Source organism: Spirochaetota bacterium (genome assembly GCA_035477215.1).
GTDB lineage: Bacteria > Spirochaetota > UBA4802 > UBA4802 > UBA5368 > MVZN01.
The window spans coordinates 93,009-113,996 of record DATIKU010000014.1; the positions used below are offsets into that span (position 1 = coordinate 93,009).

At 58.1% G+C, this 20,988-nt stretch carries 19 protein-coding genes; 14 read left to right on the plus strand and 5 right to left on the minus strand.

The genetic code is table 11. From position 1 onward, the window contains the following. Positions 1 to 117 precede the first annotated feature (117 nt). The 3 genes from VLM75_02450 to VLM75_02460 all read right to left on the minus strand — a co-directional run bounded on the left by VLM75_02450 (position 118) and on the right by VLM75_02460 (position 3,592). On the minus strand, positions 118 to 2,253 hold the full coding sequence (locus VLM75_02450; GenBank protein ID HSV95776.1) for a ComEC/Rec2 family competence protein: 2,136 nt from the start codon (positions 2,251 to 2,253) through the stop codon (positions 118 to 120). After that, complete coding sequence (locus VLM75_02455) at positions 2,250 to 2,876, minus strand: hypothetical protein (protein HSV95777.1); 627 nt, start codon at positions 2,874 to 2,876, stop codon at positions 2,250 to 2,252. Before VLM75_02455 ends, VLM75_02450 begins: the two co-directional genes overlap by 4 nt. Positions 2,877 to 2,983: 107 nt before the next feature. Then, a complete protein-coding gene (locus tag VLM75_02460; protein ID HSV95778.1) occupies positions 2,984 to 3,592 on the minus strand; it encodes an outer membrane lipoprotein carrier protein LolA in 609 nt (202 codons plus the stop codon). A 253-nt stretch (positions 3,593 to 3,845) separates the two neighbouring features. Here VLM75_02460 and VLM75_02465 point away from each other — a divergent pair, with 253 nt between their 5' ends. Then, entirely contained in the window at positions 3,846 to 4,337 is a 492-nt protein-coding gene (locus VLM75_02465) for a hypothetical protein (GenBank protein ID HSV95779.1), read from the plus strand. On the opposite strand, the gene VLM75_02470 is transcribed toward VLM75_02465, so the two are convergent. Beyond that, the gene (locus VLM75_02470) at positions 4,312 to 5,031 is read right to left on the minus strand and encodes a DUF2294 domain-containing protein (protein HSV95780.1); all 720 of its coding nucleotides are present in this window, start codon (positions 5,029 to 5,031) and stop codon (positions 4,312 to 4,314) included. The two genes, VLM75_02465 and VLM75_02470, sit on opposite strands and share 26 nt — an antisense overlap. 453 nt (positions 5,032 to 5,484) lie before the next feature. Between VLM75_02470 and VLM75_02475 the strand changes: the two genes are divergently transcribed. The 12 genes from VLM75_02475 (at position 5,485) to VLM75_02530 (ending at position 18,412) form a co-directional block, all read left to right on the plus strand. Then, the gene (locus tag VLM75_02475; GenBank protein ID HSV95781.1) at positions 5,485 to 7,488 is read left to right on the plus strand and encodes a molybdopterin-dependent oxidoreductase; all 2,004 of its coding nucleotides are present in this window, start codon (positions 5,485 to 5,487) and stop codon (positions 7,486 to 7,488) included. After that, positions 7,485 to 8,552 carry a 4Fe-4S dicluster domain-containing protein gene (locus VLM75_02480; protein HSV95782.1) on the plus strand — a complete coding sequence of 356 codons (1,068 nt, stop codon included), beginning with the start codon at positions 7,485 to 7,487 and terminating at the stop codon, positions 8,550 to 8,552. The genes VLM75_02475 and VLM75_02480 overlap by 4 nt, the downstream gene beginning before the upstream one ends. Positions 8,553 to 8,561: 9 nt before the next feature. Next, positions 8,562 to 9,413 (plus strand): FAD/NAD(P)-binding protein, encoded by an 852-nt coding sequence (locus VLM75_02485; GenBank protein ID HSV95783.1) that lies wholly within the window; start codon positions 8,562 to 8,564, stop codon positions 9,411 to 9,413. Positions 9,414 to 9,440: 27 nt separating this feature from the next. Further along, entirely contained in the window at positions 9,441 to 9,956 is a 516-nt protein-coding gene (locus tag VLM75_02490; protein HSV95784.1) for a hydrogenase maturation protease, read from the plus strand. Further along, the gene (locus VLM75_02495) at positions 9,953 to 11,809 is read left to right on the plus strand and encodes a proton-conducting transporter membrane subunit (GenBank protein ID HSV95785.1); all 1,857 of its coding nucleotides are present in this window, start codon (positions 9,953 to 9,955) and stop codon (positions 11,807 to 11,809) included. Before VLM75_02490 ends, VLM75_02495 begins: the two co-directional genes overlap by 4 nt. A gap of 34 nt (positions 11,810 to 11,843) precedes the next feature. After that, on the plus strand, positions 11,844 to 13,517 hold the full coding sequence (locus VLM75_02500; protein ID HSV95786.1) for an NADH-quinone oxidoreductase subunit C: 1,674 nt from the start codon (positions 11,844 to 11,846) through the stop codon (positions 13,515 to 13,517). A gap of 10 nt (positions 13,518 to 13,527) precedes the next feature. Then, a complete protein-coding gene (locus VLM75_02505; GenBank protein ID HSV95787.1) occupies positions 13,528 to 14,427 on the plus strand; it encodes a complex I subunit 1 family protein in 900 nt (299 codons plus the stop codon). A gap of 166 nt (positions 14,428 to 14,593) precedes the next feature. Continuing rightward, the gene (locus tag VLM75_02510; GenBank protein ID HSV95788.1) at positions 14,594 to 15,139 is read left to right on the plus strand and encodes a 4Fe-4S binding protein; all 546 of its coding nucleotides are present in this window, start codon (positions 14,594 to 14,596) and stop codon (positions 15,137 to 15,139) included. 2 nt (positions 15,140 to 15,141) lie between these two features. Next, a complete protein-coding gene (locus VLM75_02515; protein ID HSV95789.1) occupies positions 15,142 to 15,672 on the plus strand; it encodes an NADH-quinone oxidoreductase subunit B family protein in 531 nt (176 codons plus the stop codon). Between the two features lie 123 nt (positions 15,673 to 15,795). Beyond that, positions 15,796 to 16,197 (plus strand): response regulator, encoded by a 402-nt coding sequence (locus tag VLM75_02520; GenBank protein HSV95790.1) that lies wholly within the window; start codon positions 15,796 to 15,798, stop codon positions 16,195 to 16,197. Between the two features lie 113 nt (positions 16,198 to 16,310). After that, positions 16,311 to 17,021 carry a hypothetical protein gene (locus VLM75_02525; GenBank protein ID HSV95791.1) on the plus strand — a complete coding sequence of 237 codons (711 nt, stop codon included), beginning with the start codon at positions 16,311 to 16,313 and terminating at the stop codon, positions 17,019 to 17,021. Further along, on the plus strand, positions 17,018 to 18,412 hold the full coding sequence (locus VLM75_02530; GenBank protein ID HSV95792.1) for a CoA-binding protein: 1,395 nt from the start codon (positions 17,018 to 17,020) through the stop codon (positions 18,410 to 18,412). Before VLM75_02525 ends, VLM75_02530 begins: the two co-directional genes overlap by 4 nt. On the opposite strand, the gene VLM75_02535 is transcribed toward VLM75_02530, so the two are convergent. After that, positions 18,399 to 19,391 (minus strand): hypothetical protein, encoded by a 993-nt coding sequence (locus VLM75_02535; GenBank protein ID HSV95793.1) that lies wholly within the window; start codon positions 19,389 to 19,391, stop codon positions 18,399 to 18,401. The genes VLM75_02530 and VLM75_02535 overlap by 14 nt on opposite strands. A gap of 301 nt (positions 19,392 to 19,692) precedes the next feature. On the opposite strand from VLM75_02535, the gene VLM75_02540 reads away from it, so the two are divergent. Continuing rightward, positions 19,693 to 20,988: an FtsX-like permease family protein gene (locus VLM75_02540; GenBank protein HSV95794.1), complete on the plus strand. Its 1,296-nt coding sequence runs from the start codon at positions 19,693 to 19,695 to the stop codon at positions 20,986 to 20,988.

The following is a 20,988-nucleotide window of genomic DNA, read 5'->3' on the forward strand; positions in this document are numbered from 1 at the left end:
ACCGGCAACATGCTTACTGAACAGATAAATTGTCTCGAGACGGGCCTTCCGACAACTTCCATTCAAAGAAAACGGGGCACTGTTTTGTCAACAGTGTTTTCCGGCGGCCGGTTCGTTTTACCGCCTTTCGGGCGTCGCCGGCAATCCCGGGCGGGCAATATCGGCGAGGTCTCCATCCGACCGGAAATATGCACGCAGACGTTCCATGGCCGCCGCGAGCGTCGACATGGGAGAGACGCGGGTAGGAGGCGAGAAAAGATCCGTACATCGCATCGCGTCGCCGCAGTGAACCGGCGGGGGGCGGAGGCGGCGAAACTCCGGCGTTACACCGTCGCGCTCGAGAACCGCCACGAGCCGCGACAGGGCCCGTGAAAAGCGGAAGCCCGAATCGATGATGCAGGCGGAGACCACGCAGCGACGGGCGAGAAAGCAGGAGGCGGACAGAGAGCGAAAATCGGTTTCGGCAAGGGCCAACTGTACCGTTTCAACGCGTTCGCGTTCCAGGATCTCGTACACGGCTCTGGCCTCTTCAATTCCGGTGAGCCGGCCGTACAGCAGGGCGTGGCGGCCGTCGGAGACGACAATTGTTCGCCCGGCCTCCTCGTATACGACGCGCGGAGCGACAGGTCGCCCGGCGTCTGATGACAGCATGAACCACGCTCCGGCAAAGGCCAGGGGGAGGGCAATGGCGGCCGCGTGTCTGTTCTTCCGCTTCGCGAACAGGGGGGCTATGTAGAGCGCGAAGAAGGGAAGAAGGACCCACCAGCGGTGTTCCATCCTGAAATGGCCGCCCAGCGAGGCCATTGCGCGCACGAACAGAGAGGTGGCCTCTACCGCCATGTCGACCGGCACGGCGAGTACGCGCGCGGCGGTTTCGGAGAGAAGACCGGCGCATTGCGCCGCGATGGAGGCCGACAGCGCGAAGGCTACGCCGGGTACGGCAACGAGGTTTGAGACGACGCCCGCCAGGTTGATCTCGTTCATGTGATACAGTATGATGGGGAACACGGGAATTTGCGCCGCAAGCGTCAGTGCGAGCGGCCCCCTCAGGGGGCGGGGAAGGAGGTCGAGGCAGGCGTCGAAGGATCGGTAAAAGAGCAGTATCCCGAGCGTCGCCCCGAAGGTGAGCTGGAAGCCCGGCTCGTAGAGCTCGTGCGGCATGAAAATCAGGATCGCCGACGCGGTCAGAAAAAGAGTATTGACCGCGCCCCGGTCCATATCGAAGAGGCGCTGGACAGCGTACGCGGCGAACATCATAAAGGCGCGCACGAGCGAGACGGGCATGTCCGTTATATAGAGATAAAAACAGAGAAGGGCGGTGGTAACCGCAAGAATGGTCATCTTTCCGATTCGTAGCGGAGCGAGGAGCATGAACGGGATGGCGGCGACGATTCCCACGTGCAGGCCGCTCGCGGCAAGGATGTGCATCACCCCCGCTTTTTTGTAGTATTCGATCGTTCGCTTGTCCAGGTGGTTCTTGTTGCCGAAATAGAGCGCCTTCAGGAGCGATGCCGTCCCGGCACTGAAATGCAGGTCGATCGATCGGGCGATACCGGAGCGAATTGTTTCGCGTGCGCCATCGGGCGTGGTTTTGACGACGGCGAGAGAGTCTTCATCGGCATAGGCGACGTATGCCAGTCCGCGACGCGCAAGTCCGCGGAGAAATGAAGATTCCCTGATTCGCTCCATGGTGATCGGCCGCGCTTCAGAGAATACGGCGCACTCGTCTCCTCTCCGCACGGTCGTGTCGCGCGGGGCGAGGACCACCGCGCGCGATATTTCGGCCGCCCGGTCCCGTGTGCCGGGAACGTGGTCCAGCCGAATGACGATCTCGGAGGTGTAGCGCTGCATGCGGGCGCTTTCCACTGTGCCGGCAAAGGATGTTAGAGCGGTCGATTCGGCGTCGGGGCGCGCCAGCGCATTGATGCGATACGCGGTGACCGCGGCACAGGCGAGCGCGAGCACGGCGAGCAGGCGGACGCGGAGCGGGGAATGTGGCGTGTTTGGGGTTTCTGTTTCGCCCCAGGCCGGTAAAATCGGCCCCGGTGTGTCACGATACGGGCGCTCTTCCTTGCGGGCGATGGTTTTCTGGACAATCGGATGGAGTATTATGATGGCGCCGAGCGCAACCGCAATGCCGGCGAAGCGGTCGGCCGGCGAATCGAGAGTCGATCCATAGGCGAGGAGAATCGAAGCGATGACGACCAGAAGGAGAAATAGCGACGGCTGTACTACGCGCGAAGCCGGTATCACAGCCTGCCGATTTTATAAACGACCCCAAGGTTGACCCCGTATGAGATAATGGTCGAGTCCTCCCCGAGGCCGTACGAGCCGTATCGCCCGATAATATCGAACAGCAGTATCCAGTCGCGGAAAAACATCCATCCAAGACCCGCCGAAGCGGCGAGCCCGGCGCCGCCGTCATAGTCCTTGTCCGAGGGGCCCGTCTCCATGTAGAGTCCCATGCCGGGAGAGAGGAAAAAGGATTCGCCGAGCCGAAACGCGTACTTGCCGGTGGCGGAGTAGAGAAGGCGAAATGATGCGACCGCGTCTTCCGACGCTCCCGTGTTCACCGCCTGGAGCGAGAATTCGCCGATGATATCGCGCACAACCACGTCGAGGAGCATGCCGCCCGAGAAATACGCGCCCGTGGCGCTACTGGATTCGCGGTGATCGACGACCCACTCGCTATAGTCGATCGAGGCAGCCCCGCCGCCCAGCGTCGCGCCGATGTAGGTGAAAAAAAGCTCCTGCTGTGCCGAGACCGGCATCGACAGGGCCATAACGGCGGCGACGATTGCCGCGCGGACCCCGGCAACGAACGACCGGGGGCGCTTTCGCCCGGTATGTATCATCGCGATCGTGCCTTTATTCATCGCCGGCGTTTCCCTGTGTCGTTCGAAGTGGAGCGCACGCGCGCTCTGCGCGACTTGCCCGGCCGGGGACGGGGGAAATCCCCGCGCCGGCGGAAGTTGCCTCGTTTCTATTTAACATCGAGCGGATTCTTCACCAGTTGAGCGTTAGACGGTATGGAGAAGTCGAATATGCCCGGGGCCATGCTCTCTCCGGTTTTGATGTTCGAAAAGGCAATGGACATGCCGTCGCCGGCCTTGTTGAGCAGCACGATCTTCCTGGGAAGGAAACTTCCATCGAGGACCAGCGTTACGTCCGAATACGCGCGCTCGCTGTTTTTAAGCTTGATAGTGTATCCGGAGGGGCCCTGGGCCGTGAGGATGGCGAGATAGCCGCTGACCAGCCCCGCAAGCCCTCCCGACCCCCCGCGAGCGAGGTCCTGGACCCCGCAAATATTGCTGGAAGAGTCGAAGACCCACAGCCTCCTGCCGTTGGATGAGAGGATACGGCCGGAGGGACTGGTGAATTTAACCAGCAGCCTCCCCGGGGCCATGTATTTAAAATCGCCGCTGTATCCCTGCCCGCTCTGGTGCATCCAGGAGAGGGTGCCGCTCATCGTGCCGACGCTGTTCATGCGCGCCTGGAATTTACCGACCGCCTCATCCCCCGTAAGCGCTGACGCGGCCTGCGCGTAGGCCATGAATGCGGCACACGCGAGAATGGTGAGTATCCGTTTCATTGTTTCAGAGTCCCCATATATAGTACGTTATCAGGTTGAAAAAAGTAAAAAGAAAATTTGCTCCCGCCGAAAATCAGCCGGTTTTCCGGGGATTCCGCATCCCGGCAGCCTTGAAGCTATTCTTTACGGAACAGCCTCCAGAGACACTTTCTATGAACTGGTTATGCAAATGCAATACAATTTCCGTGGCGCTTTTCTCTTGATTGCCTGCGGGGGGCGCGGTACAGTTGGTTCGGCGGGTAAGGGAGGGCCTATGATTGCGCGGCTTTTCAGCGAGAACACCGATCTTGAGGCGTTCCGGGAGAGGGTTGCCGCCCTGAAGGGGGATTTTCCGTTCGAAAAGGACGACATGACCGCCCTGGGGGATGTTTACTTCGAGCGTTTCCCCGACAGCTTCTCGAACCGCAACTGCCGGGATGTAACCAGGGGCTACCGGATGGTGCGCATTTGCGTCATCGAGAAGCTCGTAAACCGCTGCCCGGCCGAATCGATCGCCCCGCTCCGCGACATGTTTTACGACGTCGCCACACTCCAGCCGAAGGTCGAGCTGTTTGTGCGGGATGTCGGCCGCGAACGGGCGCTCGAATGTCACCGCGTGATGGAGGACGAACTGGCCGCCATCCGGCACGTCATCGACTCGCTTCCCATCGGCATGATCAAGGAGCGCTTCATCAGCGGCATAAGCTACATTTACAACGCGATCTACCTAATAAAAGGCGCTATCGACAAGTTCCCGGTCGGGTAACGGCCCACGCCCGGCGAACCTCGGCGTTCGCCGCGGACCTGCCGCAACAGCTTGCTGGCCGCTTATTCCGGGCCCCGCATTTCGTAACCGGTGATTCCCTGCCGCGTGCGCATCTGTCCCACGAGCGCCCCCGGTTGAAAAAGCCGTTGAAGAATACCATGGCCGGACGGTCATGAATATCCCTGTACTGCGGAGGCCCTAAGATGTTGGCAAAATACGAATGGACGATCCCGGTGGAGGTCGTGGCGCCCTTGCTCCTCACCATTCCCTCGCGGAAGACCGAAAATGCCCGGTCGACGTCCGCAAAGCGTTCTATGACGGGATGGTCGTCAAATTTAGCGTGGAAATAGATGAGTATGAGAAGCGGCCCCACCTTCGCCGGGTAGCACAGCCACTCATCGTCGACCGGGTCGATCACCTCCAGCGGGTTTCGGTCCACCCTGATGAACTGCCCGGCGCACCGGTTGATGGGCGGGTTCAGGATCAGCGGCGGATTGACGAGCGCCAATTCTTCGCCACTTTTTGAAAGCTGCGTTTCCGCGCGCGCAAGGACTCCCTTGAGGCGAACGATGATCGTGTCATCGTTTATATATGTTCTGGTTTCTACCGGCCCCCTGCCCATGTATTCCTTCCCGAACTTGATCAGCGCTTCGCTGATCTCGGCCTCGATCATCCCCTTGCTCCTGGTTTTCACGGTCTTGTTCCCCTGGAGTCCGGTCGGTGGAAGGCGCCGCGAGACATGTGTCGTGTCATTCGGCGGACTACTAACATGGGAACGGGTGAGTTGTATTATTTGATAATATATTTATTGTATTATAATATAGACATATATTATTGGATGTAAAATATAAAATAACAATAATTCATAAATCGTATAAATAAGAAAAAATAATAAATTATGGTGTATTAGAATTAAAAAAATATTGACTAAAATAATCATGGGGCTACGGTTGGCGGGTGATTTGGGCGTGAAGCGTAGCGATCACAAGGCCGCCCGTAAGGGTTCCATAGGCTCCGCTCTGGGTCTTGTCGGTTTGCGTACAGCCGTCCGCGGTGCTTAAGGGCCTGTCGTTTGCAACGGGTTGTAATAGAGGGCGGCGCTGTGCGCAACCGGCAGCGGAAATTCTATTACGTGGAGTGTTATGGTATGAATCAGAAACCTGGCGTGTGCACTTTCTGCGGGACGGGTTGCGGCCACTTCATCGGTACCGAAAACAACAGAATCACCCGGGTCTATCCCTCCCAGAACCATCCCATAGGCAAAGGTCGATTATGCGTGCGGGGCTGGAACATCCACGAACTCCTCGATACGCCGGAACGAATAAAAAAACCGCTGGTGCGCGCGGACGGGGGCTTTAAGGAATCATCGTATGATGACGCGGTGGCGCGTCTGGTGGACACTCTAAAGAAATATCCTCCCGAATCGATCGGTTTTCTTGCATCGCCGCGCTCCTCGAACGAGGAACAGTATCTGTTGATGAAGCTCGCGCGCGCCGCGTTCAAAACGAACAACATCAGCCTCGATAGCGATTCCGGGCACCGGGCGAGCCTCAACGTACTCCACACGGGAACGGGAATGGCGGGCATGCTCGGTTCGGTCGAAGAAATACGGAAGTCCGAATTTATCCTTGTGGCGGGGATCGACATCACCCGCCAGAATCCCATCATCGGAAGCGAGATCCACATGGCCGAGCGCGCCGGCGCCATGGTGGTGACCCTTGACAGCCGACGCACGCAGATTGCGAAGCTCTCGAAGAAATTTTTACAGGTAAAACCCGGCGCCAATAAACTGGCGATCCTCGCGCTCGCCAAAACCATTTACGATGAGAACCTCTCCGACGCCGCCTTTTTGCGCTCGCACACCGAGGGATTCGAAAAATTCCGCCACGCCTTCGGGCTTCTCCCCGACAACGAAGTGTCCGACAGGACCGGCATCCCGGCCGACGAAATCAAAGCCGTGGCCCGCGACCTCGCGAAAGCGAGGTCGGCGATGGTGTTTTTCGCATCCGGCATCTCCGGCCTCGACGAGGACACGATCGGCTATATTTACAACCTCTTCCTCATGGCCGGCAAGGTCGGAAAGGAAGGATGCGGCGTCAATCCCGTCGCGGGCCTGAATAACCTCCAGGGCGGGTACGACATGGGGCTCGCCCCCGATCTTCTTACCGGGTTCCAGCCGCTCGCCGACGTGGCGGCGAAGAAGTTCTCCGCGGAATGGAAGACCGACGTGCCGTCCTCGCCGGGCGCGCCCATTTATGAAATGCTGTCGGACCGGTCATCGAAACTCAAAGCGCTTGTTGTGGTCGACCACGACGAAGGAATCGTTAGATACGCTGACGCCATCGGCAAGCTCGATTTCATCGCCTATATCGGCGCCTTTAAAAACGCGTTCGCCGATTACGCGCATGTCGTGCTCCCAATAGCCACCTATGTGCAGGAGGACGCCACCTTTACCAACACCGAGCGCCGCATACAGTTTTCGATGAAGAAGATCGAGCCCGAGGACGGGCTGCTCCCCGGCTGGAAGCTCTATTCCATGATAGCCGGGAAGGCGGGCCAGTCCTGGAAGTACGCGAAGGTCTCCGACGTAATGGACGAGATCGCGCGGCTCACCCCCGCCTATGCCGGCGTTTCACACGCGAAGCTTTCGGGGGCGTTCGGGTTGCAGTGGCCTGTCGATGAAAAGAATCCGCGTGGAACCAAGCGGTTCGATGTCGCGAAAGCGGGCCGCAAGCTTTCCTTCTACAGGGTCAGCGATGTCTTCGAGATGCCGGCGGCGAAGGAACAGTTTCCCTTTCTGCTGATGGTCGGCAAGGCGCAGCATTTCTGGCACCAGAACAATCTCATGAAAAAGACGCATATTCCCATGCGCGAATATAACGCGACGCTTTTGGACTACCCGGAAGGCTACGTCGAAATCTGCCCGCAAAGCGCGAAGGAGATCGGCGTGCGCGACCACTGGCCGGTGCGCGTGGTATCGCCGCACGGCGAAATGCGGGTGTCGGCCAGGGTTTCGGACGACGTCAAGCCATACACCGCTTACGCGCCGTATTTCGTCCAGGAAATGATATCGCGCTTTTTGCTGGGACACACGGAGGTTCTCAGGCAGGGAGAAGACGCAACCATTCCAGTAAGGATTGAGAAGGTATGACCATGTTCCTTATCAAGAAAGCCGACGTCGGTAACATCGCACAGGAGCTCAGCCGGGAATACCAGATATATGGCCCCATGATCGAAAAGGGCTCGGGGCAGACCTTCTTCGACCGGGCACAGGACCTGGCTGAAATCAACCTCTCGGCCCCAATCCCGTCAAATCCGCCCAAGTCGGTCGTGTTTCCGCAGATGGAGCGCATCCTCTCGTATGAATATGACAGGGCGAAAAACGCGGTAAAGATGGAGCCCGATTACAAAATCGAACCCAGGGCGCTGGTGGGGCTTCGCCCCTGCGACCTGGCCGGCATACTCTGCCTGGACCGTTTCTTCATGGGGCAGGAATTCGTCGACGAGGTGTACCTGAACCATCGCAAGAAGATGTTCATCGTCACCAATACATGCGTCGCTCCTTTTAAACAATGCTTCTGCGTATGCACCGACAGCGGGCCCGCGGCGGGCGAGGGCTACGACCTCAACCTTACCGACCTCGGCAAGGAATGCCTGGTCGAGGTCGGCTCAGAAAAGGGGACGGCCCTGGCCGCGAAGCTCGCCCTCAAGCCGGCGAACGACTCCCACCTCGCGATGAAAAAGGAAAAGGTCGACAAATCCATCGCGATGTTCGAGGGCATTGCCGTCGATTCCAAGGCGTGGATTTCGCGCGTCATGAACCGCGTCACCACCGGCTTCGTGAAGGAGGACGTGTGGGAGTATGTCGGCGACCAGTGTTTCGAGTGCGGCGCCTGTACCTTCGTGTGCCCTTCGTGCTCATGCTTCAACATCGCCGACGTAAACAACCCGGAGTGCGCCGGCTGCGCTGACCGGCTGCGCACATGGGACTCGTGCTCCTACGAAGGGTATTCGCGCATGGCGGGCGGCCACAATCCCCGCAAACCCGTTGAAGACCGCCGCAACAAGAGGTTTTTCTGCAAGCTGTCATACTCGCAGATGAAGAAATATCTGCGGCCGGGCTGCGTAGGATGCGGCCGGTGCGCCTGGGTGTGCCCCGGCGATATCGGTCTGCCGAACGTCGTGACCTATGTCAGAAGGGAAATAACGAGGTAGGGGAAGCGTATGAGCCAGGTATTGAACATCCAGAACGGAAAGATAGTCACCGTACCCGAGGTCGCCACGATCGAGGAGATCAGGGACGAGATTCGCGAGGTGAAGACCTTCTACCTTTCGATCGACAACAAGGAAATATGGAATAATTTCAAGTACAAGTCCGGGCAGTTCATCATGTGCACGATATTCGGCGCGGGCGAGTTCGCCGTGTCGCTGCCGCCCAGCCCCGAGAACGATCGCTTTCACATAACGGTGCGCACTGTCGGAAAGGTCACCAGCGCCCTCCACGGGCTGAAGCCCGGCGACAAGGTGGGCCTCCGCGGACCGTTTGGCAACGGCTTTCCCTTCGAGGAATTCAAGGGCAAGAACCTGGTTTACGTGGCGGGCGGCATCGGTCTTATCCCGCTCCGCTCGTCCATCGTCCACGCCCTTCAGCACAAGAAGGATTTCGGACGGGTGCTGGTGCTTCATGGCGCGCGCACGCCCGACGACCTCATGTATAAGGAGAACATCAAGGAGTGGCAGAGCTTCGAGGGTTTCGAGACCTATATAACGGTCGACGCGCCCACGCCGGACTGGAAGGGCGAGACGGGATTCGTTCACACCCTTTTCGACAAGGCGAACCTTCCCGTCGAGAACACCATCGCATTCGTGTGCGGTCCGCCTGTCATGTTCAACACGGTGATCGGCGAGCTCCTGAAACGAGGCCTCCCGGACGAAAATATCTACTCGACGCTTGAGAGGCACATGAAATGCGGCATCGGCAAATGCCAGCACTGCGCCGTGGGAAGAACGCTTGTCTGTACGGACGGGCCGGTATACACCTACCGGCAGATAAAAACCCTCGGCGAGGAGATATAGCCTCGGCGTGCGGGCGGACTGCCTGGGATGGAAGAACGGAGAGCGATGAGCATCGTCGATGACATACGAAAAGCACTTTCGGGCAGGGCCTGTATCGTGGGCATGGGAAACACACTGCTTGGAGACGACGGCGCGGGCGTGATTCTTGTCGAAGCTCTCCGGGCCGCCGGCGCGGGCGGGGCCCACCTGGTAAATGCCGAGGACATCATCGAGAGCCACGCCTTCGAGATCGCCGACGGAGACTGGGACAGGGTCATTGTGATCGACGCGGTGCGCTTCGGCGGCAGGCCCGGCGATGTGATGTTCGGAGCCTTCTCCGAGATCGGCGACCTCCTGAATGACTACTCGACCCACAAGCTTTCGCTGCGGCTTTCGGAATCGATCTGGCGAGGGCGGGGCAAGGAAACCTATCTCCTCGGTATCGAGCCCGGGAACCTGAATTTCGGTGAGGGGCTTTCGCAGGCCGTAAAAATGAGCGCCGACACACTCTGTAAAATACTTGTTGGAGCAGTTAAACAGCACCCCGAAGGAGCATGTGTATGAGTGACCTTTATGGAAAACTGATTCTCGCGATGGCGATACTTCTCTGTTCGGCGGTAGTTGTGCCCTTAATCGCCGAGAAGCGCAGGCTGGCGGGCTGGCTCAACTTCGTCTTTGTCGCCGTTGCGGGGGCCATCCTTCTTTCGATCAGCTACAGCGTCATCTTTGTGAACTCCCTCCAGGCGCAGCTCGTATCGGTGGGGCCGCTCGATATGTACTTTCTCCTGGACAGCTTCTCCGGGTTCTTCCTGGGGATCATCGCCCTCATGGCCATCGTCAGCGCCTTCTACTCGATCGAGTACATGGAGCACTACGACGATTACGGCCTGCGGAGCTACTACGCGAATTACCCGATTTTCGTGCTGGGCATGGCGGGGATCGTCACCGTGGACGACCTCACCACCGGTTTCACCATCGCCTGGCAGGCTATGACCATCACCAGCTATTTCCTGGTGCGATTCGAGCACCGGAAGCCCGAAATCGTCAGGGCCGCCAACAAGTACCTCATTCTCATGCAGCTTGCCTGGGTATTCATCGTCGTCGCGGCCTTCATCGCCGGCACCTCGATGGGAGATTCGATCCATGCCGTTACCCGCAGTCTGGGGAACACGCACGGCGCGGTTCCGTACATTGTCTACGGGCTCCTCTTCCTCGGCTTCGGCTTCAAGGCGGCGGTGTTCCCCTTCGGCCAGATGTGGCTGCCCGACGCGCACTCCATCGCCCCGTCTCCGATAAGCGCGCTCCTTTCGGGCGTGATGATAAAAACCGGCGTGTATGGGATAATCCGCACCTTCTTCTGGATGGTGCCGCACGCCGAGACCTTTCACTTCAGCGGCGCCTTCTGGGGCGTGCTCATCGCCTCCTTCGGGGTGGTGACGCTCTTTATCGGCACCGTGCAGTCCATGAAACAGAGCCATTCCAAGCGGCTGCTCGCTTATTCATCGATAGGGCAGGTCGGCTACATCATCCTCGGTATCGGCGCGGCGCTCTTCATGGTGAGCGCCGAAAGCGCGTCGCTTAAGATGCTCGGACTCATCGCCCTCGTCGGCGTAGTTTATCATATACTCAACCACGCGGTCTTCAAGGGACTGCTCTTTTTAACCAGCGGCAGCGTCCTCTACAGCACCGGGACCAAGGACCTCAACAAGCTCGGCGGGCTCATCAACCTCATGCCGGTCACCGCGCTGGTTGCGGGCATTTCGTCCCTCTCGATCTCCGGTGTGCCGCCCTTCAGCGGGTTCGCGAGCAAGTGGACGCTGGTGTCGACTTCGCTTCTCGCCGGTAGCGAGGTGCTCTTCCTGGTGATCTTCGGAATCATCGCGCTCTTTACCAGCGCCGTGACGCTTTCATGCTACGTAAAATTTTTCGGTATGACCTTCACCTCGGCGGGCGCCGAGTGGGGAGTCGGCAAAAAGGTGAAGGAAGTGCCCGCGGGAATGCTCATCCCGAAGCTCTTCCTCGCGGCGCTCTGCCTGCTCCAGGGGCTCATCCCCTTCTTCTACTTTCAGACGATCATCGGCATTTTCGCGAATTCGGGAGGGTCGATGGTCTCGGCGGTGTTCAGGAACCTGAATGTCCAGGACCACGTCTTCAACTCGGCCATGGGCGTATCGGTGGGCATTCCGGGGCTTTCGTCGGTGTCGTCGATCGCGGTTCCGGCGGTTCTCCTGATAATCTTCGCGGCGGCGTTTGGCTTTGCCGCCGTGCTGAAGCGCGCGGGCGGATCGAAGGAGCGCGAGGTTCCCACCTGGCTCTGCGGCTACCAGGACCTGCACGACAAGACCAGGTACCGCGACAAGAGCATGTTCTCCGCGCTTAAAAACCTGCTGCATTGGACCGGCGGGAACGTAAAGTAATTAAATAGGCCATCCTTATTAAACGAGGTGCGGTATGCCAGGGATTGAAGAGATCAAAAGCGGTTTAAATAAAAAGTTCAAGAATGCCGTCGTCGCCGTTGAGGAGCAAAACCCGACGAGGCTGTTCGTGGATATAAAAAGCGCAAAGGTGCGCGAGATTTCAAACGAGATCATCGCCATGGGCGGGCGCTACCTTGTGAGCATCGGTTGCGACAATATCAGCCGCGACGGGACGCTGGGCATGATCCACACCTTCGGCTTCGACAAGGACGGTATTTTTTTGTCCCTGCGCACCTCGGTCCCCGAATCGAAGCCCGTGATGGATTCCATCACGCCGGACATCCCCAACGCCGGATGGTCCGAGCGCGAATTCATGGATCTCCTGGGCATGAAGTTCACCGGGCACCCCAAGCCCAAACGGCTCATCCTCGCCGACGACTGGCCCGAAGGCGTGCATCCGCTCCGAAAGGACATCCCCTGGAACCTCATGCCGCCGGCCGCCGAGGACGTGGCCTATCAGCTCGACGAGTGCCCCGAGGGGTGCAGCATCGTCCCGGTAGGCCCCTATCACCCCACGCTGCACGAGCCGGCGCACTTTGCCGTATTCGTGGACGGGGAGACCATAAAGGGTAGCGATTACCGGGGCTTCATGACGCACCGCGGCATAGAGAAGCTCTGCCAGACGCAGCTTACGTATAACGAGATACCCTTTGTTGCCGAGCGCATCTGCGGTATCTGCGGCTCGGTGCACGCCACTTCCTATTCGCAGGCCGTGGAGCTGGCCGGCGGTATAAAGATATCGCGCAGGGCCGAGTACATCCGCACCATCATGCTCGAGATCGAGAGGGTTCACTCGCACCTCCTGTGGCTCGGGGTCGCCGGTCACCTCATCGGTTTCGACACGGTGTTCATGCAGTCGTGGCGCATACGCGAGCCCATCATGTGGCTGGGCGAGCGCATCACCGGCAACAGGAAGACTTACGGCATGATCGTCATCGGCGGCGTACGCCGGGACATCACCCCCGAAATAAAAGAAGACATACTGAATGTGATAGGCAAGGTGGAGGAGGAGCTCCTCGTCGTCCAGAAGGCCATACAGGGCGACTCGGCCATCCACAGAAGGACCAAGGGCGTCGGCTATGTTTCAACCGCCGACACGGTGCTCTGGAGCCTGGTCGGGCCCGTTGCTCGAGCAAGGAACGTCGATATCGACGTACGGCGCGACTATCCGTACGCCGCGTACGACGAAATGAAGTTCGACGTGCCGGTCTTCGATTCCAACGATGTATGGGCTACACTGCTGGTGCGCCTGCTGGAGACCTTCGAATCGATCAAGATAATACGGCAGTGCCTCGATAAAATGCCGAACGACGGTCCGATACTCACCGAGCTCGAGGCGCCGATCCCGGCCCTTAAGCATGGCCTGGCAGCCGTCGAGGCGCCCCGCGGCGAAGTGGTGCACTATGTCATCACCGGCGAGAAAAACGCCCCGGAGCGCTGGCGCGTGCGCGCCCCGACGTATCCGAATCTCCAGGGCGTGCCGCTCATGCTTCTGGGCAACCAGCTCGCCGATGTGCCGATCATCATCGGGAGCATCGATCCGTGCTTTTCATGCACTGACCGGATGGAGATAGTGGACCTGCGATCGGGCGCCGCGAAAACGGCCTCCCGGCGCGAGCTTGAAGAGCTTTCACGGAATAAACGATAGAGGAAAGCGTATGGACATCCTGATAGCCGTGATCAACGTATTGATTTTCCTGGCGCTCGCCCCGCTCTTCGAGGGCGTTGTGCGAAAGCTCTATGCCAAGGTGCAGTCCCGCATGGGCCCGCCGATCTTCCAGCCTTATTACGATCTCCTGAAGCTTCTGGGCAAAGAGACGCTTTCGGCCGGCAACTGGGCGTTCAGAATCGCGCCCATGATGGCGCTCGCGTCAATTATAACGGCGGTGTCGCTTATGCCGCTCGGCTACACTCCCGGGTTCCTCACGCAGTACGGGGACATCATCACCATCATCTATCTTCTTGCGCTTGGCGGGGTGTCGGTGCTGTTGGGGGCGCTTTCCAGTAAAAACACCTATGCCATGGTGGGGGCGAGCCGGGAGATGGTCACCATGATCATGGTGGAGCCGGTGCTCGCCATGACCCTCATCCTTGGCGCGCTCAAGGCGAAGAGCCTCGCTATCGACGCCAGTATAGCGAGTTCGCTCGGCGGGTCCTACGGGTTCTCGATGGTGCTTATGCTCGTCGTCTTCCTGATGGCGCTCCAGGCCTTCGTGGCCAGACAGCCCTTCGACATCGCAGAGGCCGAGGTCGAGATAATGGAAGGGCCCTTCATCGAGTACAGCGGCCCCGGGCTCGCCCTCTTCAAGTACTATATGATGATCAAGCAGATGTTCTACGCGGCGCTGTTCGTTGCGGTGTTTGTGCCGCTCGTCTATACGGGGTATTTCTTCGTCGATGTGGCGGTTCAGCTTGTCGGGATACTGGTGGTCTTCGTGCTCATCGCCCTGCTCGGCTCGACCAATCCGAGGCTGCGCATCGACCAGGCGGTGAAGTATTACGCGATATTGATCGCCGCATCGCTCGTGGCCGTCGGGTTGTCGGTATATGGAATATAGCCGATTGAATCCCCTCAGCCTCCGGCGGCTCCCCTTTGATAAAGGGGAGCCGCTGAGAAGGGACTGGTTGATCGACAGGAGCCCCCTTTGCCAAAGGGGGCGGGCCGGAGGGCGGGGGATTTGATTATGCAGGTCGGTTTAAATCTTGAACCCAAGGAGAAACACCGTGTGGCTGACAAGTAAGATAAAGCAGGTTTTCATGGTGGCAAAACCCGGCGTGGTGACGCTCCGGTATCCGTTCGAGCCGCGCCCGGCTCCAGCGAATTTCAGGGGGCAGCCATACTGGGATCACCACAAGTGCATAGGCTGTGGCGGGTGCGCGGCGCACTGCCCGGCGCGCACGATACTGGTGCGTGACCTCTGTCAGGAGCTTCGGGTCATGTTATATGACGGGTCGCGCTGCACCTACTGCGCGCGCTGCGCCGACGTGTGCCCCGAGGACGCCATCACCATGACCGAGAGCTTTGAACTTGCGACCGGAGACAAGGAAGATATCAACGAAACCATGGAGCTGTTCATGGCCACTTGTCAGCGCTGCGGGCGCTGTTACGACCACGAGACAACAAACGTGATCGACCGCATGTCGAGAATCGGCTTCAAGTATGACAGCATCGAGATGAGGGCCGTGGTGCCGGTTGGCTCCGAGCAGTTCGATATGAAACTGTACGAAAAGACCGAAAAAATCAAAAGGCCGGAAAAGGCGGGAGAGTAGCCATGCTTGCTAATCTGATCAAAAAGGCGTTCCTAAAATCGCTGTGGGTGTATCACTGCAATGCGGGGGCGTGTAACGGCTGCGACATCGAGATCCTGAACGTCCTCACTCCCTATTACGATATCGAACGGTTCGGCATGAAGCTCGTGGCCTCTCCCCGGCACGCCGACGTGATGCTGATTTCCGGCGCGGTGACGAGGCCCACGCTTCCCATCGTCAAGAAGGCGTATAACGCCATGCCCTCGCCCAAGCTGGTCTTCGGCATTGGTTCGTGCGCCGTGGGCGGCGGCTGCTGGTTCGACTGCTACAATGTAACCGGCGGTGCGGACAAGGCCGTTCCCGTCAACTACTACATTCCCGGCTGCCCGCCGCGCCCCGAGGCGATCATTTACGGCGTTGCCCTCGCGCTGGGCCTGGTCGAGAAGAAGGTCGCGCCAATAGAGCTCAAACAGATGGAGTTCCCGATCGATATGTACGAGCGCAACAAGGCCTGGGAAGAGCGAAACGTAATTTACAAATTAATTAAAGATTAGAAGATGAAAGATTATAAGATTTCGGATGGCATGATGACCGGTTCTCCGGAAGGGGGCTTCACGCTTAACAAGTCTTCGAATCTTGAATCTTTAATTCGCAATCCATAATTTTTGGAGCGTGACATGGCAAAGAAGATACTTTTAGTGGACGACGACAGCGACCTGGTGGCGAGCCTTTCGCAGGCGCTTATGATGAATGGTTACGACGTATCCATAGCCAATAGCGGGGCCGAAGGCCTTGTGAAGCTCCTCGAGGTGCGGCCGGACCTCATGATACTCGACGTTATGATGGAAACCGACACGGCAGGTTTTGAGATAACCTATCAGATTCGAAGCCAGAGACCGACCTCCAGGTACAAGGATGTCAGGGAGACGCCCATCGTCATGCTGACGGCGATCAACCAGGTCACCAACTCCAGGTTCTCGCTTAGCGAGGGGCAGAGTTTTCTTCCCGGCGTCAATGATTTCCTCACCAAGCCGGTCAAAATTGACGAACTCCTGGGAAAAGTGAAAAAGTTACTATAGGCCAAAAAAGGCCTTGCCCTTTGTCCGCCTTTCGATAGACGATATCAGGCGGTATATCCGATTAATCAGGGAGATATCGAACGGTATCTCCCTTTTGCGTGGTGGATGCTTCGATGAAAATTCGGCATATAATTTTCGTTCTTCTGGTTGCGGTGGTCACAATCTCCTGGTATAACAGCCAGAAATTGTACCGCTGGTATCTGACGGCCTATTACCAGCGTTTCCTCGGCGAGGACAGGGGTAAATCGATAGAAAAGGCCCGTGTTCTTTTCAGGGAAGAGCGGTATGACGATCTGCTCGGATACATCGATCGCCTGATGACACTTTACCCGGCCGATTACGACCTTCGCCGCTTGAAGGGGCTTTCCCTCATCAAAACGGGACGCAGATCGGAGGGGGCCCGGATGGTGATCGCGTCCCTCAGGAACAACGAGGATCTCAATGCCATCGGGAGTGTCATCGAGATTCTTTTCGAGGAACGGGAGTACGCTGACCTGGCGGATATCCTTTCCCGCCACCGCGTATCAGGAAATTCATTCCTCCTATACGTACATGGCGTGTCGCTTTACCATGCGGGCCGCCATGCCGAGGCCGAGCGGCGCCTGGTGGAGGCGGGCAGGGCCGGAAAGCGCGACTACGACACGCTGTTCCACCTCGGCCTTGCGCAAGAGAAGAACGGTAGAATCAACGAGGCACTCGCTACGTTTGAAAGCGCGTACGAGCTCAATCCGGTCCGCACCGAGGCCAGGGGGGCCATGGTGCGCCTTTATCGCATAACAAAACAATACCACAAGGCGGAAAAGCATTTTGGGAGGTCTCCATGATCGATCGTTTTTTCCATCCCGACGGTGTGGCCATAATCGGCGCCACCGACAACGCGGCCAAGGGAGGCTACCATATTCTGCGAAACACCCTGGCCGGATACCGGGGGCGTGTGTATCCTGTCAATCCGAGGTACGGAGAGATCCTCGGTACCTCGTGTTACCCCGATGTTGCCTCAATCCCGGAAAACTTCGACCTTGCCATTTATTTTATCCCGGCGAAATATCTGCCCGGCACAATCCGCGAATGCGCGAAAAAGGGAGTGAAGGCGATCATCATCGAATCCGCGGGTTTTTCGGAGGTGGGCGAGGAGGGCAGGAGGCTGCAGACAGAGTCGGTCAGCCTGGCCCGGAGCTTCGGCATACGCCTGTGGGGGCCTAATTGCATGGGTCTTCTCGACGGGCATTCAAGAAACGTCTTTTCGTTTATGTATACGGACAGGTGGATGACGCTCATGAAGCCGGGAAAGGTTTCGCTCATCGTGCAGAGCGGCATGCTTTCCGCGGGTTTTCTCATGATGATCCTGGAGCGCGGCGGCATGGGCATCGCGAAGGTGTGTTCGATCGGCAACAAGTGCGACGTCAATGAGACGGAGCTCATGGAATACCTTGTCGCGGACGAGGAAACCGGCGTTATCGGCTGTTATCTCGAATCGATCGTCGACGGGCGGAAGTTCCTCGAGATCGCGCGCTCTACATCAAAGCCGATCATTGTACTGAAGGCGGGAAGGAGTGAACAGGGGGCGAAGGCGGCGGTGAGCCACACCGCAAGCCTTTCCGGCTCGGCGGCGGTGCACGAGGGGGCGTTCCGCCAGGCCGGCATCGTTCAGGTGTATGATGTACACGAGCTCATGGACTTCGCGCGCGGATTTTCAAAAATAACGCCGTGCGGCTCGGACGGCGGCACCGCGGTCATTACCTTCTCGGGCGGGGCCGGCATCGTGACCTCGGACCTTCTGGCGGATTGGGGAGTTAAGCTCGCCGAGTTCGGGCCCGAGACGATAAGCGCGCTTGCGGAGGTGTTTCCCCCGTGGATGAGGCCCTCGCACCCGGTAGACGTATGGCCGGCGGTTGAATTAAACGGCCTTGAGCTCGTGTATAACAGAGCCTTCGAAGCGGTCATTAAAGACCCGAATGTCGATTCGGTCATCATTGAATCGATCGCATGGAACCTGTCGAGCCCCGATTATCTGGTTACCGCCGGCGAGATGCAGAAGCGCTATCGAAAGCCGGTCGCCCTGTGGCAGATCGGCCCCAGCGAGGCGAATGAGCGCTATCGCTCTGTTGCCGAGGAGGCGGGGATCCCGGTCTTCGCCGAGATCAGCCGATGTGCCGCGTTCATCGCCGGCGTGAAGGCCCATTCGAGGAAGAAAGCAGGGATTAAAACCTCTTGAGCTTCTCGTGCTCGAGCGCGCACTTCTTCTCCTTTTTATCTTTGTACCATCGGTAATAATCGAGGTCGTGCGCCGGGACCATGATGCAGTTGTGGTGATCGTAATAGTCCCGGTAATGGTTCAGAAAATGTCCGAACTCGTGCGTTGCGTACAGTGCTATGACGTCGGTAACGAGCTCCGCGGGCGTCTCCTCCCCGCGTTCGGCGACGAAAAATCCGTCCCGCGAAAGAAAGGGATAAGTGAAAATGACGCCGGACGCGCGGTAGGCGTTGTGAATGTTTTCCTCGACCAGTCCGGTGGTTATCCCATAGCGAAGCGCCACGTAGATCGGGATATCGACTTCCATGTCGGCCATGATAGTGTTGGTAAAGATGAAGTGGGCACCCTCGAGATGGCGCAACGCCATGTCCCAGAACGGATAGGTGAGCGTACTATCGTGCGGTGATTCCGCCAGGCGGGTGCCGTCCGATGTTTTAATGTTCTGTATCTTCCTGAGTTTTTCGACGTACTGCCGGTAGATGTGCGACGAGATCTCCTTTCGGTCCTTGTATCGCTTGAATCCGGGGACGTGTTGTTGCAGTGTCGTTTCCGGGGCCGAGGAGACGAGTTCGTCGATGTACTTCGCCAGGCGGCCGCGGTCGCCCTCGCTGTCGATATCCAGCAAACTGTTTTTAAGCTGGTGCATCATCGGCAGATCGTCGAGCCTTTTCACCTCCTCTCTGAATGCCTGCATACTTTGATTCCCCTGGATGAAAAAGCTAACCCTGTAGCCCAGGTACTCGTCTATGTAGTTTTTGCAACGCCCCAGCATGTCCTGAAACTCCGCTTCGGAGAGCGCCGGCAGGCGCGGATCGATGACGTGCCGTATGACGATCGGATATTCCCGGTCGACCGGGAGCTCCCTCAGTGTGGAGTCGCCAAGCGTGGCGCAGAACGCAAGCAGGATAAACGCAAGGAAGGGGTATAGGCGGCTTTTCATATCGTGTACCTCTATTCGAAGATGAAATTGAAGGTATGCCTTCCCCGGGGTATTTCAAGCGAAATTACGGGCCGGTCGGATGCAAAGGGTCGTCTATTGGGAAGAGTGGAATGTTTCCGGGCCACGGCGCCTTGCTTCAACCGCTTGTTCTGTTCATCCCCGTTTATCAAATACCGGATTAGAATATTGACAAATATACCGGATCGCTCTATCATCGTCCGACGCGGTCAGTGAAATAATTATCTTGACAGGCCGCGGGGAACGTCCAGGCTGGGTGCCGCGTGAGACCGTACGGATACCAATGAAGGCATTTCTACAATACATCGGACGGAACCTTTATTTTTCACTGAGGGAGATTGTCAGAAACATCCTGCGAAGCCTGCTGTCGAGCTTCGGCATCATCTTCCTTATCGCTTTCCTCGTGCTCTACCTCTCGCTTCGGCAGTCGATCAAGGAATACGTCGGCGGGACGCTGTTCGGGACGCTCGACATCAACGAGATCGTGGTCTCCCCTCCCGCGTCGGGCGCGGGTGAGCTCGTCAGCATGGGCGGGCGATCGGAAAAAATCGCCACGGACAGGGTTAGGCGGATACGGGCCATTCCCGGAATCGGCGAGATCAATTCCATAATACGGATGGAGTACCCGGCGAAGGTCAAGCTCGAGATGTTCGGCCGTTCGGTCAGGGAATATATGCCGGTCTACGGTATCAGCCCGGCTTTTCTGCGAAAGTCAGAAACCCGCTGGCGCCAGTTCGTTCCGGGCGCTGAGATTCCGGTCATAGTGCCGAAATTCGTTCTGGACGTCTTCAATAACCTGGCCGCCGCGCGTGGCCTTCCGCAGCTCGGGGAAAAAACTCTTTGGGGCTTCCCGATGGAGCTTGTGATCGAGACGGCTTCACGCGGCGCCCCCGAACGAAAGAAGTACGATCAACCGGCCCGTGTCTTCGGTTTCAGCGCGGAATTGCCGCTGACGGGCCTGGTAGTCCCTTCCGACTTCATCACGAAGTTCGCCGCCGCGCATGCAGGCGATCCCGCGGCCATCAGGCCGGGTTTTTCGTACGCCCAGCTCGTCGTTACGGTTAAAGACGTGAGGGATCTTCCGGCAATCAGTAAAAAAATCCAGTCGCTGGGGCTCAAGGTCGAATCGCAGCAGGAGATCGCGGCCAAAACCAACAAGGCGCTTGCCGTCATCGACGGTTCGTCGCTGGTTATAATGGGCATTTTCCTTTTCCTGACGGTGATCGCGATCTTTAATTCCTACCTTACCATTGTTTACAACCGCAGTTATACCTTTTCGCTTCAGCGGGTGATCGGTGTTTCCAAGGCCCGCATCATCCTGACGTTCGTTTTCGAGGCCGCCCTGATCGGGGCGCTCTTCGGCTTTATCGGCTATTACACGGGGGTGATGGCCATCGGATATTTTAAGCATAATATGCCGCACTGGGTCCCGGTGCTCAAGGGGCTGACTCTGAGCGTGGACTCCGGGGGGCTGTTGCCCCTGGCGGTCGGGCTGTCGGCGATTCTCTCGTCGGTTTCGGCGTTCATTCCGGCTGTATTTGCGTCTAACATGAATCTTTTCAGGGCGGTGCAGAAATAA

Coding starts and splice junctions, on each gene's coding strand:
- VLM75_02455 (HSV95777.1), bottom strand. CDS start 2,876: ATGAATAAAGGCACGATCGCGATGATACATACCGGGCGAAAGCGCCCC.
- VLM75_02460 (HSV95778.1), bottom strand. CDS start 3,592: ATGAAACGGATACTCACCATTCTCGCGTGTGCCGCATTCATGGCCTAC.
- VLM75_02465 (HSV95779.1), top strand. CDS start 3,846: ATGATTGCGCGGCTTTTCAGCGAGAACACCGATCTTGAGGCGTTCCGG.
- VLM75_02475 (HSV95781.1), top strand. CDS start 5,485: ATGAATCAGAAACCTGGCGTGTGCACTTTCTGCGGGACGGGTTGCGGC.
- VLM75_02480 (HSV95782.1), top strand. CDS start 7,485: ATGACCATGTTCCTTATCAAGAAAGCCGACGTCGGTAACATCGCACAG.
- VLM75_02485 (HSV95783.1), top strand. CDS start 8,562: ATGAGCCAGGTATTGAACATCCAGAACGGAAAGATAGTCACCGTACCC.
- VLM75_02490 (HSV95784.1), top strand. CDS start 9,441: ATGGAAGAACGGAGAGCGATGAGCATCGTCGATGACATACGAAAAGCA.
- VLM75_02495 (HSV95785.1), top strand. CDS start 9,953: ATGAGTGACCTTTATGGAAAACTGATTCTCGCGATGGCGATACTTCTC.
- VLM75_02500 (HSV95786.1), top strand. CDS start 11,844: ATGCCAGGGATTGAAGAGATCAAAAGCGGTTTAAATAAAAAGTTCAAG.
- VLM75_02505 (HSV95787.1), top strand. CDS start 13,528: ATGGACATCCTGATAGCCGTGATCAACGTATTGATTTTCCTGGCGCTC.
- VLM75_02515 (HSV95789.1), top strand. CDS start 15,142: ATGCTTGCTAATCTGATCAAAAAGGCGTTCCTAAAATCGCTGTGGGTG.
- VLM75_02520 (HSV95790.1), top strand. CDS start 15,796: ATGGCAAAGAAGATACTTTTAGTGGACGACGACAGCGACCTGGTGGCG.
- VLM75_02525 (HSV95791.1), top strand. CDS start 16,311: ATGAAAATTCGGCATATAATTTTCGTTCTTCTGGTTGCGGTGGTCACA.
- VLM75_02530 (HSV95792.1), top strand. CDS start 17,018: ATGATCGATCGTTTTTTCCATCCCGACGGTGTGGCCATAATCGGCGCC.
- VLM75_02535 (HSV95793.1), bottom strand. CDS start 19,391: ATGAAAAGCCGCCTATACCCCTTCCTTGCGTTTATCCTGCTTGCGTTC.
- VLM75_02540 (HSV95794.1), top strand. CDS start 19,693: ATGAAGGCATTTCTACAATACATCGGACGGAACCTTTATTTTTCACTG.